This window comes from Demequina sp., from assembly GCA_024707205.1.
Classification (GTDB): domain Bacteria; phylum Actinomycetota; class Actinomycetes; order Actinomycetales; family Demequinaceae; genus Demequina.
The window spans coordinates 2,494,640-2,507,700 of sequence record JANQAD010000001.1 but is presented as its reverse complement, the minus strand read 5'-3'; the positions used below and the strand labels follow the sequence as shown (position 1 = coordinate 2,507,700).

12 protein-coding genes and 1 pseudogene are annotated in these 13,061 nt (G+C 67.4%); 9 read left to right on the top strand and 4 right to left on the bottom strand.

Annotated elements, in window-relative coordinates:
- Positions 1 to 17: 17 nt before the first annotated feature.
- Positions 18 to 953: a hypothetical protein gene (locus tag NVV57_12810; GenBank protein MCR6713499.1), complete on the bottom strand. Its 936-nt coding sequence runs from the start codon at positions 951 to 953 to the stop codon at positions 18 to 20.
- A gap of 170 nt (positions 954 to 1,123) precedes the next feature.
- Between NVV57_12810 and fabG the strand changes: the two genes are divergently transcribed.
- Genes fabG through NVV57_12790 form a run of 4 tightly spaced genes read left to right on the top strand, consistent with a single transcriptional unit; the run spans position 1,124 to position 3,599 of the window.
- On the top strand, positions 1,124 to 1,828 hold the full coding sequence (gene fabG / locus NVV57_12805) for a 3-oxoacyl-ACP reductase FabG (GenBank protein ID MCR6713498.1): 705 nt from the start codon (positions 1,124 to 1,126) through the stop codon (positions 1,826 to 1,828).
- Positions 1,829 to 1,878: 50 nt separating this feature from the next.
- Complete coding sequence (gene fabI, locus NVV57_12800; protein MCR6713497.1) at positions 1,879 to 2,646, top strand: enoyl-ACP reductase FabI; 768 nt, start codon at positions 1,879 to 1,881, stop codon at positions 2,644 to 2,646.
- 4 nt (positions 2,647 to 2,650) lie between these two features.
- On the top strand, positions 2,651 to 3,160 hold the full coding sequence (locus NVV57_12795; GenBank protein MCR6713496.1) for a histidine phosphatase family protein: 510 nt from the start codon (positions 2,651 to 2,653) through the stop codon (positions 3,158 to 3,160).
- A complete protein-coding gene (locus NVV57_12790) occupies positions 3,147 to 3,599 on the top strand; it encodes a hypothetical protein (protein ID MCR6713495.1) in 453 nt (150 codons plus the stop codon). Before NVV57_12795 ends, NVV57_12790 begins: the two co-directional genes overlap by 14 nt.
- Positions 3,600 to 3,730: 131 nt before the next feature.
- Here NVV57_12790 and serB read toward each other — a convergent pair whose 3' ends face one another.
- A complete protein-coding gene (serB, locus tag NVV57_12785; GenBank protein MCR6713494.1) occupies positions 3,731 to 4,360 on the bottom strand; it encodes a phosphoserine phosphatase SerB in 630 nt (209 codons plus the stop codon).
- Positions 4,357 to 5,598, bottom strand: a complete 1,242-nt coding sequence (locus tag NVV57_12780) for a glucose-1-phosphate adenylyltransferase (protein ID MCR6713493.1) — start codon at positions 5,596 to 5,598, stop codon at positions 4,357 to 4,359. The genes serB and NVV57_12780 overlap by 4 nt, the downstream gene beginning before the upstream one ends.
- A gap of 72 nt (positions 5,599 to 5,670) precedes the next feature.
- On the opposite strand from NVV57_12780, the pseudogene glgA reads away from it, so the two are divergent.
- The 5 genes and pseudogenes from glgA to NVV57_12755 all read left to right on the top strand — a co-directional run bounded on the left by glgA (position 5,671) and on the right by NVV57_12755 (position 10,121).
- Positions 5,671 to 6,872: pseudogene (gene glgA, locus NVV57_12775) on the top strand (glycogen synthase).
- Positions 6,873 to 6,881: 9 nt separating this feature from the next.
- A complete protein-coding gene (locus NVV57_12770; protein MCR6713492.1) occupies positions 6,882 to 7,667 on the top strand; it encodes an ATP-binding cassette domain-containing protein in 786 nt (261 codons plus the stop codon).
- Positions 7,668 to 7,688: 21 nt separating this feature from the next.
- Positions 7,689 to 8,141 (top strand): NfeD family protein, encoded by a 453-nt coding sequence (locus tag NVV57_12765; GenBank protein MCR6713491.1) that lies wholly within the window; start codon positions 7,689 to 7,691, stop codon positions 8,139 to 8,141.
- A 3-nt stretch (positions 8,142 to 8,144) separates the two neighbouring features.
- The gene (locus tag NVV57_12760; GenBank protein ID MCR6713490.1) at positions 8,145 to 9,233 is read left to right on the top strand and encodes an SPFH/Band 7/PHB domain protein; all 1,089 of its coding nucleotides are present in this window, start codon (positions 8,145 to 8,147) and stop codon (positions 9,231 to 9,233) included.
- 108 nt (positions 9,234 to 9,341) lie between these two features.
- Positions 9,342 to 10,121, top strand: coding sequence for an RNA methyltransferase (locus NVV57_12755; GenBank protein ID MCR6713489.1), 780 nt, complete (start codon positions 9,342 to 9,344; stop codon positions 10,119 to 10,121).
- Here NVV57_12755 and NVV57_12750 read toward each other — a convergent pair.
- The gene (locus tag NVV57_12750; protein ID MCR6713488.1) at positions 10,118 to 12,862 is read right to left on the bottom strand and encodes an alpha-amylase family glycosyl hydrolase; all 2,745 of its coding nucleotides are present in this window, start codon (positions 12,860 to 12,862) and stop codon (positions 10,118 to 10,120) included. The two genes, NVV57_12755 and NVV57_12750, sit on opposite strands and share 4 nt — an antisense overlap.
- Between the last annotated feature and the right edge of the window lie 199 nt (positions 12,863 to 13,061).

The window sequence follows — 13,061 nt, the reverse complement described above, 5'->3', positions numbered from 1 at the left end:
TAACGGGGGCGAGGGGCCTACTTGATGACGTTCGGCTGCTGCTCGGTGCCGTCGAGGAGCTCGTAGTCGTACACCCAGTAGCGCGAGACCTGCTTGCCGTCGATGGGAAGGCACTGGTCGTTCACGATGGTGAGCGAGAGGTCCGGGTTGTTTCCGGTGGACTCGTTCTCAACGTTGTAGCGCGTGAAGGACTCGGTCGCGGAGTCGAGGATGATGTCGTCCGCGCCGTGACGCATGAGGGTGCCCACGCCCGTCTCCTTGTTGCGAACGAGGAGGTACTCGGTGCCATCGTCCTTCTGCGCCACCCAGTAGGTGTTCGTGAGGCCGCTGAACGTGGTGTTGATCTTGTTGTCCTTGATGTAGCTCTCTGGATCGTCCGCGCGGCGAACAGAGAAGTGGCCCTGCGGCCCCTCGATCCACTGGTCGTCAACCTTGACGTATGCGGTGACGCCGCCCTCCGTGAGGAGATCGGGCATGTGCTCCTGCAGTTCCGTCTTGACGGCGCGCATGTCCTCCGGCGTCTTGATGCCGTGTTCCTTGTCGAACGCCGGGAACGTCAGCTGCCACATCGCCTCGGGGCTCTTCTGGAGCACCTCGAGCCTGTTTCGCTCCTTCGCGGTGCTCGCGGTGGCGGGGTCCGTCTCAGGATTCGCGATCTCGAAGAGGAAGGCGTTGACTACGCCACCGGTCTCTGAGTACGAGCGGGCACGGGTCTCGAGGGTGCCGAAGGCTGTGGGCGCGTTGCACATCGGCTGGCCGTCCGCGTCGAACAGGCTCGACTTTGACGGCACCAGCACCGGGTCGCCGTTGTCCCACCAACCGTCGATGAAGGTGTCGCCCGAACCACAGCCTGCGAGGGTGAGGGCTGCGACGCCGGCGACGAGTCCAAAGCCGAGCGTCCTTGAAATGCGCTTGCGCGCCCCCTTGACTGACACAGCGTCCTCGATGGTCATGCGTACTCCCTTGTTCGCGTCATTGCGCATCTGCCGAACTGTCCTGCGCACACTATCAACATTGTGGCAGGGGTTACGGGTACCTAGGCCCCGAAAATCGTATCGCTTCGATAACGCTCTGCCGTGCGTTGATTCGTGTGCCGTGCGCGCGCTCGGCTACCGTTGCCAGCATGACACGACACGTGCTGGTCACGGGCGCCACTCGCGGCATCGGCAGGGCGATCGCGGAAACCTTCGTCGCCGCGGGCGACACCGTCACGACGATCTACCGCGGAGGAAACCTTCCGGAGGGCGTGGACGGCGCGATCGGCGACATCTCGGACTCGGACTCCGTCAACGCCGCCTTCGACGAGCTCGAGGCACGGCACGGCCGCGTCCGGGTGCTGATCGCGAACGCCGGCATCACCAAGGACGGCCTGCTCATGCGCATGAGTGACGAGGACTTCGAGGACGTCATCAACGTCAACCTCACGGGCACGTTCCGCACCGTGCGGCGCGCGGTGAACTCGATGATGCGCGAGAAGTACGGTCGCATCGTGATGATCGGCTCCGTTGTCGGGCTGCTCGGCAACCCCGGCCAGGTCAACTACTCCGCATCGAAGGCCGCACTCGTCGGGATGGCGCGGTCCATCACGCGCGAGGTCGGCTCGCGCGGGATCACTGCGAACGTGATCGCGCCCGGCTTCATCGAGACCGCGATGACCGCGGAACTCGGCGATGACCTGGTTGCGCAGTACAAGGCCAACATTCCTGCCCGACGCTTCGGCTCGGTTGACGACGTTGCGGCAGCTGCTCTCTTTCTTGCGTCTGACGCAGCCGGTTACGTCAGCGGGGCCGTGATCCCCGTTGACGGTGGCCTCGGCATGGGCCACTGACAAAGACCACGGCTGCGCCGCGGCACTACGCTCACTCACAGGAGGAAACTATGGGCATTCTTGAAGGCAAGAACATTCTGGTCACCGGCGTGCTCACCGAGGCCTCGATCGCGTTCGACGTGGCGAAGCTGTGCCAGCAGGAGGGCGCCAAAGTGGTGCTCACAGGCGTTGGTCGCACGCTGAAGGTCACGCAGTCCATGGGCCGTCGCCTTCCGCAGGAGGCGCTGGTTGTCGAGCTCGATGTCACCAACCCTGAGCAGCTCGCGACGCTCGCGGACTCGGTCCGCGAGCACGTCCCGCACCTCGACGGCGTGGTGCACTCGATCGGCTTCGCCCCGCAGTCGGTCATGGGCGGCAACTTCATGGCTGGCCAGTGGGAGGACGTCGCGGTCGCGCTGAACATCTCCGCGTACTCGCTCAAGGCGCTCGCCGAGGCTGCGCTGCCCCTCATGTCGAGCGGGGGCTCGATCGTGGGCCTCACCTTCGACGCGCGCTACGCGTGGCCCGTCTACGACTGGATGGGCGTCGCGAAGGCGGCGTTCGAGTCCGTGAACCGCTACCTCGCTCGCGATCTGGGACCCCACGGCGTGCGCTGCAACGTCGTCTCCGCCGGTCCGCTCAAGACGACCGCGGCCAAGCACATCCCCGGCTTCGATCAGATGGAGGGAAACTGGGATGCGCGCGCCCCGCTCGGCTGGGACTCGGATGACACCGAGCCGGCGGCTCGCGCGGTGACCGCGCTGCTCAGCGACTGGTTCCCCGCAACGACCGGCGAGATGATTCACGTCGATGGCGGCGTGCACGCGATGGGCGCTTGAGCGCATGACTCGCCTGGTGCTCGTGCGTCACGCGAAGGCCGAGGCGCCTCGTCCCGGCCTGGACGATCACGACCGGGCGCTCACCCTCGAGGGCCGCACCTCCGCACAGGCACTCGCGGTGACTCTGGCCGACGCCGGGGTTGAGATCTCGCGCGCGCTTGTGTCGAGCGCGGTGCGCACCCAGCAGACCTGGCGGCTCATGCAGCCGACGTTCCCCGCCGCTGCGGCCTCCACCGAGCCCGCCCTATACGAGACTCACGTTGGGGGCCTCATCGGCCTGCTTCGCGATGTCCACGACGAGGGCGCCATAGCCGTCGTTGGGCACGAGCCGACGATCTCCGCCGCGGCGGCGTGGCTCGCGGGACCGGGATCCAACACGAAGGCGCTTCAGCGGATCGCTCAGGGTCTTCCCACGGGGACTGCGGCGCTGCTCGACTTCGAGGGCGCGCTCTCCGGGCTTACGCAGCACGGCGCCGTGCTGACGGCCATCTGCTCATCGCATGCCCACTTCTGACGCACCCGAGGACCCTCGCGAGGAGCACCGCTGGCAGCTGCTGAGGTGGGCGCCGCGTCACGACAGCGGCGTGCTGTACTACCCGGGCCACGAGGGTGAGGTGTGGGCGGACGCGATCGCCGAGGTGGTGCCCTTCTTGGTGTCTACCAGCGACTTCGCCCCCGCCGACATGCAGTACCGCATGCACAGAGAGCACCTGTGGGATCCAGAGTCGGGGCTCTACGGCGAGGCGTTCGACGTGGACACGGGGACGTGGGTACGCAAGGAGCCAACAGCGTCGGGCAATGCGAAGGTGGCCAGGGGAATGGCGGAGGCGCTGCGCCTAGGCGGCGACGGCACGCCCGCCGAGATGCGGGGCCGCTGGCAGCGCGAGACGCTCGCCCTCATCGAGGCGATGCGAGCGGCAGGATTCGCGGTGGACGTGCACTGGCCCGCATAACGCCAAACCACGAAGACGCCCTAATGGTGGATACCGCCTGAATAAGGGTCAGAACCGGGTGGGATCCACCATCTGGAGACCGAGCGGCCAAACAGCAGGCAGAATCCACCAGCAGCAAAAAGAGGTGGTCGCTACAGCCCCAGGTAAGGCAGCGCGGCGTCGAGGCGCGGCTCGGTGATGGCGACGTCCGCCTGAGCCTGGACCACGGGCTTGGCGTTGAACGCGATCCCGAGGCCGGCGGTCGCCATCATCGCGAGGTCGTTCGCGCCGTCCCCGATCGCCACCGTGTCCTGCAGCGCGACTCCGAGATCCGCGGCGAACTCTCGCAGCGCGAGCTCCTTCGCCTCGCGGTCGATCACGGGACCCACCGTGCGGCCGGTGAGACGGCCGTCGGCCACCTCGAGGCGATTGGCCCGGAACAGCGTGATCCCCAGGGTCTGCGCGAGGGGGCCGACGATCTCCGCGAAACCGCCGGACACGAGCGCCACCGTCCACCCGGCGCCTTGCGCGGCGTCGACGAGCTCGACGGCGCCGGGCGTGAACTCGACCTCCGCGAGGACCTCCTGAAACACCGTCCCTGGAACCCCTGCGAGCGTCGCGACGCGCTCCTTGAGGGACGCGGCGAAATCCAACTCTCCGCGCATTGCCGCCTCGGTGATCCGGGCCACCTCGGCGCGAGTGCCCGCACGTTCGGCGATGAGTTCGATGACCTCTGCGGTGATGAGGGTGGAATCGACGTCCATCACCAGGAGGCGGGTCATGAAGAAACCACGGTGCCCTTGGCAACGACGGTGATGCCCGACTCGGTCACGGTGAAGCCTCGTTGCAGGTCCCACTCGCGGTCGATGCCGATGCGCGCTCCCTCCTCGACGATGACGTTCTTGTCGACGATGGCGCGGTGGATCTGCGCGTGCCGGTTTACCACGACGCCATCGAGGAGCACGGAGTCGCTCACGGTTGACCAGGAGTGAAGCCGCACGCCGGGAGAGAGGACGGAACCCGTGACGGTGGCGCCGGAGACGATCACGCCGGGCGACACGATCGAGTCCGCGGCGTGGCCAAGGCGCCCCTCCTCGGAGTGGATGAACTTGGCCGGCGGAGCGGTGATGAGCCCCTGATGCATGGGCCACTCGTGGTTGTAGACGTTGAACACGGGCGAGACCGCGATCAGGTCCTGATGCGCCTCGAAGTAGGAGTCGAGGGTTCCCACGTCGCGCCAGTAGTTGCGGTCGCGATCCGTGGACCCTGGGACGTCGTTGTGGCGGAAGTCGTAGAAGCCGCACTCGCCGCGCTCCACGAAGTACGGGACGATGTCGCCGCCCATGTCGTGCTTGGAGCCGACGCGGTCGGCGTCCTTGGCGAGCGCCTCCATGAGGGCGTCCGCGTCCGCGACGTAGTTGCCCATCGACGCGAGCACCTCGCCGGGGCTGTCGGCGAGGCCCGCCGGGTCTCGCGGCTTCTCCAGGAAGGCGCGCACGCGGCTCGGGTCCTCGGGATCGATGTCGATGACGCCAAGTTCGGGCGCCAGCGAGATGGGCTGGCGAATGCCCGCGATCGAGAAGGCGGCCCCTGAAGCCTGGTGCGCGTCCACCATCTGCGAGAAGTCCATCCGGTACACGTGGTCGGCACCGACGATCACCACGATGTCCGGCCGCTCGTCCTCGAAGATGTTCGCGCACTGGTAGATCGCGTCGGCGCTGCCCAGGTACCAGTGGGGACCGCGGCGCTGCTGCGCAGGCACCGGCGCCACGTAGTTGCCGAGCAGCGGCGACAGGCGCCACGTGCGCGCGATGTGCCGGTCGAGCGAGTGCGACTTGTACTGGGTGAGCACGATCACGTGGAGGTACCGCGAGTTGATGACGTTGCTCACCGCGAAGTCGACGAGGCGGTAGGTGCCGCCGAAGGGCACCGCGGGCTTGGCGCGGGCTGCCGTGAGCGGCATCAGGCGCTTGCCCTCACCCCCTGCGAGGACGATGGCGAGGACCTTTGGCGCTGACATGTCCCCAGCATAGGCGGCGGGAGGGACCTGTGGCGGGCCCCGGAGCGTGTTGACAGGACTAGCGTTGGGGACATGCGAGTAGACCTTCTGACCAGGGAGTATCCGCCCCACATCTATGGCGGCGCCGGCGTCCACGTGACCGAGCTCGCCGCCGTGCTGCGGGGTCACATCGACGTGCGCGTCCGCGCCTTCGACGGTCCAAGGGACGAGCCCGGGGTGACGGGCTATGAGGCGCTCGGTGGGGGCGTTGGCGACGCGTCTCTCGACGTGCTCGCGCACAACCTGCCCATGGCGCATGACTGCAGGGGGCGGACCTGGTGCACTCGCACACCTGGTACGCGAACATGGCGGGGCACCTCGCCAAGACGCTCTATGGGATGCCGCATGTGCTGAGCGCCCACTCGCTTGAGCCGCTGCGCCCGTGGAAGGCCGAGCAGCTGGGCGGCGGGTACCGCGTCTCCAGCTGGATCGAGAAGACCGCGTACGAGGCCGCGGACGCGATCATCGCCGTCAGCGCCGGAATGCGCGCCGACGTGCTGCGCGCGTACCCGGCGGTGGATCCGGCCCGCGTCCACGTGATCCACAACGGCATCGACGTCGCGTCATGGGCCCCGCCGGTCTCTGATGAGGACCGCGCACGGGCCGACGCTGTGGTCGCCGAGTGGGGAATCGATCGTTCTCGCCCTGCCGTGGTCTTCGTTGGGCGAATTACCAGGCAGAAGGGCCTTCCGTACTTCTTGCGGGCGGTGGAGCAGTTGCCGCCCGAGATCCAGGTGGTGCTGTGTGCGGGCGCGCCGGACACGCAGGAGATCGCCAGGGAGGTCTCCGAGGCCGTGGCGCGGCTGCAGGAGCACAGGGATGGCGTCATCTGGATCGAGAAGATGCTTCCCCGGCCGGAGCTCATCGCGGTGCTGGATGCGTGCACCGTGTTCGTCTGCCCCTCGATCTACGAGCCGCTCGGCATCGTCAACCTCGAGGCGATGGCCGTTGGCCTGCCGGTAGTGGCCTCCGCGACCGGCGGCATCCCCGAGGTCGTCGTCGACGGCGAGACCGGCCTGCTGGTGCCGCTGGAGCAACTCACGGACGGCACGGGAACCCCTCTCAACCCAGACCGGTTCGTCGCCGACCTGGCCACCGCCCTGGCGACTGTCGCGCTCGATGGCGAGCGAGCGTCGGGCATGGGAGCCGCAGGGCGAGCAAGGGCCAGCGAGCACTTCTCGTGGGGTGCCATCGGCGAGCGTACGCTGGGCCTTTACCAGTCCATTCTTCGATAGGCTCGCCGTATGACTGAGGTGCTGGCGTTCGAAGGCGTGGCGCTCAGCAGGGACGGCAACGAGATCCTGCGCGGAGTCGACCTTCACGTCGATGGCGCGGACCGCTGGGTGGTCCTCGGACCGAACGGCGCTGGGAAGACCTCGCTCATCTCGATCGCAGGTGCCCGCTCGCACCCCACGGCCGGCGTGGCGCGCGTTCTTGGCGAGGTGCTTGGCGAGGCGGACACGCAGGAGCTGCGCATTCGCGTGGGTCTTTCCAGCGCGGCGCTAGCGGACCGGATTCCGCCAGAGGAGAAGGTGCGCGACGTGGTGATGACCGCCGCGCACGGCATCACTGGGCGCTGGCGCGAGGAGTATGAGGAGCCTGACGAGCAGCGGGCGGCGGCGCTGCTGCTCGCGTTCGGCATGGCGGACTTCGCGGAGCGCGAGTTCTGGACGCTCAGCGAGGGGGAGCGCAAGCGAGTGCAGATCGCGCGCGCGCTCATGGCGGACCCGGAGCTCCTGCTCCTCGACGAACCCGCCGCAGGCCTGGACCTTGCCGGCCGCGAGGAACTGCTCGCGGCGCTCACGGAACTCGCCGGTGATCGGCGCTCTCCCGCGATCATCCTGGTAACCCACCATGTTGAGGAGATCCCCGTGGGCTTCACGCACGTCCTGCTGATGCGCGGCGGCGAGGTTGTGGCGGCTGGCCCGCTCGCGGAGACGCTCACGGCGGAGAACCTCTCGACTACGTATTCCATGCCGGTGGAGCTGCTGTCCGACGGTGGGCGCTACACCGCCCGACGCGCAGGATAGGTTAGGGGTAAGGAGGCAGTCATGAATCCATCGCTGTGGTGGTTCATCGGGGCGATGCTGCTGGGGATCGCGGAGATCTTCACCCTCGACCTGACGTTCGCGATGCTTGCCGGCGGCGCGCTCGCGGCCGGAGTAGTGTCGCTGCTCGGTTTCCCGCTGTGGGCGTCGATCGCGACGTTCGCGATCGCGTCCGCGCTGCTGCTGTTCGTGCTGCGCCCGGCGCTGATGCGGCACTTCAAGACCGGCGCGATGTCCACGGGTACCGCGGCCCTCGTTGGCCGCACGGCCGTCGCTCTTGACGAGGTGACCACGCGCACCGGTCGCGTGAAGCTCAACGGGGAGGTCTGGACCGCTCGCACTCGCGAGGGCGCCGTGGCCGCGGACGCGTACGCGACCGTTGTAGAGATCAAGGGGGCCATGGCAATCGTGGAGCCCGCAGACGTGCCGTCGGCACATGTAAGTGAGGAGGGGTAACTCATGACTGACGTCACCGACTGGCTGTGGGTCTTCGTCGTTCTGTTCTTCGCGATCTTCGTGATCGTGGCAATCGCCAAGGCGATCGTGGTGGTGCGCCAAACGCAGGCGTATCTGGTGGAGCGGCTCGGAAGGTACAGCCGCACGCTCGACGCCGGCCTGCACTTCCTGATCCCGTTCTTCGACAAGGTGCGCCACAAGGTGGACCTGCGTGAGTTGGTCTACTCGTTCCCGCCGCAGTCCGTCATCACGTCCGACAACCTCGTGGTGGACATCGACTCCGTCATCTACTTCCAGGTGACGGACCCCAAGGCGGCCGTCTACGAGATCGCCAACTACATCACCGGTGTGGAGCAGCTCACGACGACTACGCTCCGCAACATCGTCGGCACCATGGACCTGGAGCAGACGCTCACGAGCCGCGACCAGATCAACGGTCAGTTGCGTGGCGTGCTTGACGAGGCCACGGGCAAGTGGGGGATTCGCGTGAACCGCGTGGAGCTCAAGGCGATCGAGCCGCCAGCCTCTATCAAGGACTCGATGGAGAAGCAGATGCGCGCCGAGCGCGACCGTCGCGCGGCGATCCTCAACGCCGAGGGCGTCAAGCAGTCCGCGATCCTCACCGCAGAGGGCAACAAGCAGTCCGCGATCCTCAATGCGGAGGGCGAGGCCCAGTCCAAGATTCTGCGCGCGGAGGGCGAGGCGCGCGCGATCCTGCAGGTGTTTGACGCCATCCACGAGGGTGACGCGGACTCCAAGCTGCTCGCGTACCAGTACCTGCAGATGCTTCCGGAGATCGCCAAGACGGACTCCAACAAGATCTGGTTCGTGCCCACCGAGTTCACGGGCGCGCTCAAGGCGGTTGCAGCCGGGTTCGGCTACGAGGACGGTGCCGAGCCGCTCAAGCGCGACCCTGGGGCTGCCTCGAAGCGAAAGTCGGCACTGACCTCCGCGCTCGAGGACCCGCGCAAGGCGCTCGAAGAGGCGCGTCGTCTCGCGGAGGGCGTGACCGCGGATGCCGAGTCGCACGGCACCGGTTCCGGCAAGCCGTTCGACCCCGAGGCGGAGAAGGGCCAAGCCCCGCCCGCGTGAGCGGTCGACAGACAAGGGTCACAGTGACCAATGTGACGCGTGTGACGCCGTTCGCGAGAGCGGCCGTCACACGCGTCACGTCTTTCACTCAGACCCTTGGAAGTCATCGTGAGTGAAGAGGCTCTTCTCGCGGACTATCGCGGCCTGACCGACGTCGCGCTGCGGCGATCGCTCGAGGCCGAGCGCGGCCTGTACATGGCGGAGGGCGCCAAGGTCATCGCGCGCGCCGTGGCGGCTGGGCACGTGCCGCGGTCCGTGCTGTGCTCGCCGAAGTGGGTCGATTCGGTGTCGCCGTTGCTTCCTCTCGGTACACCGGTGCTCGTTCGCTCCGACTCCGAGCTCGAGGCCATTACGGGGTTTGCCGTCCACCGCGGCGCGTTGGCGGCGATGCACCGCCCCGTCTTGCCCCCTTTGGGTGCCCTGGTCGCCTCTGCGAGGCTCGTGGTGGTGCTCGAGGGGATCGTGGATCACACGAACGTTGGCGCGATCTTCCGCTCCGCCGCCGGCCTTGGGGCCGACGCCGTGGTGGTCTCTCCCGAATGCGCGGACCCGCTCTACCGTCGCTCGGTCAAGGTGTCGATGGGCACCGTATTCCAGGTGCCGTGGACGCGGGCTGAGACGTGGCCCGGCGCCTTGGATGAGCTCCGGGAGCTGGGGTTTGTCGTCGCGGGCCTTGCCTTGGAAGAGGGTGCCGTTCCGCTCGATGTCTTCGCGGCGTCGGGCCATGAGCGTGTGGCGCTGGTGCTGGGAACCGAGGGCGACGGGCTCACCAGCCGCGCGCTCAATCATGTGGACGCCACCGTCACCATCCCCATGCGCGGGGGCGTGGACTCGCTCAACGTTGCCGCGGCGTCCGCGGTGGCGATGTGGGAGCTACGCGACCGCTAGCCCGCTCCTGTCTCCGTGACCAGGTGGGTGGTGTTGTCGTAGGTGAACGTCACGGTCGAGTCCTTGGTGAGCGCGAGCGGGATGTTGGGCCCGTCCTTGAGTCCGCCCGCACCGTAGTTCTCGTCCCACGAGCGGTTGATCGCGATCTTGTACTCGTAGTCTCCGGCGGGCAGATCCACCGTGATCGACCACAGGTTGGTGGCGTCGTCGAGCGTCAGCTGCGCCTGGTCGCACCACGGCGCCCAGTCCTCGCCGCAGCCCATCACGGAGTTCACCGTGCCCGGCAGCGAGACCTCGGCAGGCTGCGCGGCGGCGCCCGACTTGCCTGCGAAGATCGCGGACTCCACGGTCATGTCGCCCTGCGTCGCGACCGCGCGGTACTGGACGTCCTGGCCGGGGGCGACGCTCGTGAGATCGTCCGTGGCGGCGTACGTGGGCGCCGTGTCGTCGGTGCCCACCTTCTCCCAGTCGCCTCCGGGGAGTTTGCGCTGGATCTCGACGGTGGTTCCCTCGCGGTCCGGCCACACTTCGGCGGCCACCAGCGGCGTGTCTCCGAGCAGGTCGCCCGGGGCGGGCGTCACGAGGGTGACCGACGGCGCGGGAACCGTTGCATCGATGGCCTCGCTCTTCGTGTCGTGGCCTTTTCCGTCCGACGCCACGGCCACGTAGTGCACGTCCGTGCCAGGGGCGATGCCGCTCACGTTGTCGAAGACGCGGTAGGGGGCGTTGTCGTCGGTGCCGATGTAGGTCCACTCGCCGTCGGTGCCGTCTGGGTTGGTGGCCTGGCGCCAGAAGCTGACCTCTGCGTACGACTCGGCCGTGACGTCGGCCGTGACCTGAAGGCGACCCTGGTCGTCGGCCGGCACCTGCGTCTTCTCTAGCGAGATCTGGGGAGCGTCCGTGCCAGGGAGGGTAGCGTCGGCCCGGAGCACCACGGCGCCGTAGGAGGGAACTGTCACGGTCACGCTGCTGTCGGTGCCCGCGAGAGCGCTGTCACCGACGTCGCCGTAGACGGCGGCGAACGTTCCGCCCCAGGTGGGGATGGTGACGGTCTGTGCGTCCGAGGAGTTGTTGAGCGCGACCACGAACTCGCGGCGCTCGTCGCGGTCGAAGCGGCTGAATGCGAAGACGTTCGCGTCCGCGTAGCGCGTGATCTGGGCGCCGGTGGCGAGCGCGGGGTAGTCGGCGCGCAGCTTGTTGAGGGCGGCGATCTGTGTGTAGAGCGGCTGTGACGTGTCGAAGACCGGCTGCGCGGGCGTGGCGATGGAGCCGATCAGGACGTCATCCGTGTACTCGGGGATCTGCGTGCCGAACATGACCTGGCGCGCCGCGCGGTCGCCGCCATCGCCGGTAAGGCCCTGCTCGTCGCCGTAGTAGACGATCGGGTTGCCGCGGGTGAGGTACATGAGGTCGTTGGCGAGTTCGTACTTGCTGAGCAGCGTGTCCGCGTTTGCGGTGGCGTTGTCCGCCTGGAGGAAGCCGCCGAAGCGGCCCATGTCGTGGTTGCCGAGGAAGGTGGGCAGCTCGTAGGCGTTGGAGTCGGCGTCGGTGTACCAGTCGTCATCCGCGTAGAAGTCCGCGAGCTTTTCGCCCGAGTTGCCGCGGGACGCGAAGGCGCGCGTCGCGTCCTGGAAGGGGAAGTCGAGCACGGCCTGCTGGTCCGCCGTGGTGGTGAAGTGGCTGGTCTTGGCGCGAGAGGTGTCATAGACCTCGCCGAACATGAAGAAGTCCTTCTTGCCCTGGTCGTGGGCGAAGCTCAACACGTCCGGGCCAAAGCTCTGCCAGAACTCGTCGTTCACGTGCCGCATGGTGTCGATGCGGAAGCCGTCAACGTCGAAGTCCTTGATCCAGCCCTCGTAGATGTCCGTCATGCCCTTGACCACAGCCGGGTTCTCCGTGAAGAGGTCGTCGAGGCCGGAGAAGTCGCCGAAGAGGGCGTCTTCCCCGGTATAGGTGGTGTTTCCGCGGTTGTGGTACATCGTCACGTCGTTGAGCCAGGACGGGTTCTTGGCTGTCTCCTCGCCTTGTGCGAGCACCGGCGTGTAGGGGAAGGAGGTGTCGGCGCTCAAGGTGGGGAAAGCGTCGGACCCCGCGATGTTGCTGGGGCTGAAGGCGTTGCCTTCGCCGTCCTTGTAGGGCGAGGCGTCCGTGCTGATGTAGGGCATCCGGTCGCCGCCGTCGTAGCCGATGACGTCCGCGGTGTGGTTGGTGATGATGTCGAAGTAGACCTTGAGGCCGCGGTCGTGGGCTGCGCCGATGAGGTCCTGCATCGCTTGGTTGCCGCCGAGGTGAGGGTCGATGTTCTCGAAGTCCGTGATCCAGTAGCCGTGGTAGCCGGCGGACTGGTCCTCCGCCTGCACGGCCTTGTTGGTGAACGGGGGAGTGACCCAGATGGCGTTGACGCCAAGGCCCTGGATGTAGTCGAGCTTGTCCTCGAGGCCCTTGAGGTCCCCGCCCTGGTAATAGCCCGAGTTGGTGGGGTCGTAGCCACTGACTTGGGGATCGCTGCCGAGGCCGCCGTCGTTGTTGGAGGGGTCGCCGTCGTTGAAGCGGTCGGTCATGACGAAGTAGAAGGAGTTGTCGGTGGTGCCGTCTGCTCGGGTTGGGGCCACGGCGTGGGGGCTTGCGTCGGCGCTGGTCGCGAGGACGCCGGCCGCGATGCCTGCGGCGCCGAGGGCGATCACGCCGGCGGCGATCCATGCGGCCGTTCGCCGATGAGTGGGCCGTGCTTCGGTCGTCACCGTTCCTCCGTCTTTGCAGGTGAATGTACGCGCTTACATTCTGGGGGTCAGCGTAGCACCGGCACCCGGCGGCACCTCTGCAACTGCGACCTTCCCCAGCGGCCCCACCTTCCCCCGCAGCCCTGAGCCGGATTCGAGGTGTTTCTGGCCTGATGTTGCGCTGAAACCAGCCAGATCCGGTTCAGAACCGCGGCCCGAG

Coding starts and splice junctions, on each gene's coding strand:
- NVV57_12810 (MCR6713499.1), bottom strand. CDS start 953: ATGACCATCGAGGACGCTGTGTCAGTCAAGGGGGCGCGCAAGCGCATT.
- fabG (MCR6713498.1), top strand. CDS start 1,124: ATGACACGACACGTGCTGGTCACGGGCGCCACTCGCGGCATCGGCAGG.
- fabI (MCR6713497.1), top strand. CDS start 1,879: ATGGGCATTCTTGAAGGCAAGAACATTCTGGTCACCGGCGTGCTCACC.
- NVV57_12795 (MCR6713496.1), top strand. CDS start 2,651: ATGACTCGCCTGGTGCTCGTGCGTCACGCGAAGGCCGAGGCGCCTCGT.
- NVV57_12790 (MCR6713495.1), top strand. CDS start 3,147: ATGCCCACTTCTGACGCACCCGAGGACCCTCGCGAGGAGCACCGCTGG.
- serB (MCR6713494.1), bottom strand. CDS start 4,360: ATGACCCGCCTCCTGGTGATGGACGTCGATTCCACCCTCATCACCGCA.
- NVV57_12780 (MCR6713493.1), bottom strand. CDS start 5,598: ATGTCAGCGCCAAAGGTCCTCGCCATCGTCCTCGCAGGGGGTGAGGGC.
- NVV57_12770 (MCR6713492.1), top strand. CDS start 6,882: ATGACTGAGGTGCTGGCGTTCGAAGGCGTGGCGCTCAGCAGGGACGGC.
- NVV57_12765 (MCR6713491.1), top strand. CDS start 7,689: ATGAATCCATCGCTGTGGTGGTTCATCGGGGCGATGCTGCTGGGGATC.
- NVV57_12760 (MCR6713490.1), top strand. CDS start 8,145: ATGACTGACGTCACCGACTGGCTGTGGGTCTTCGTCGTTCTGTTCTTC.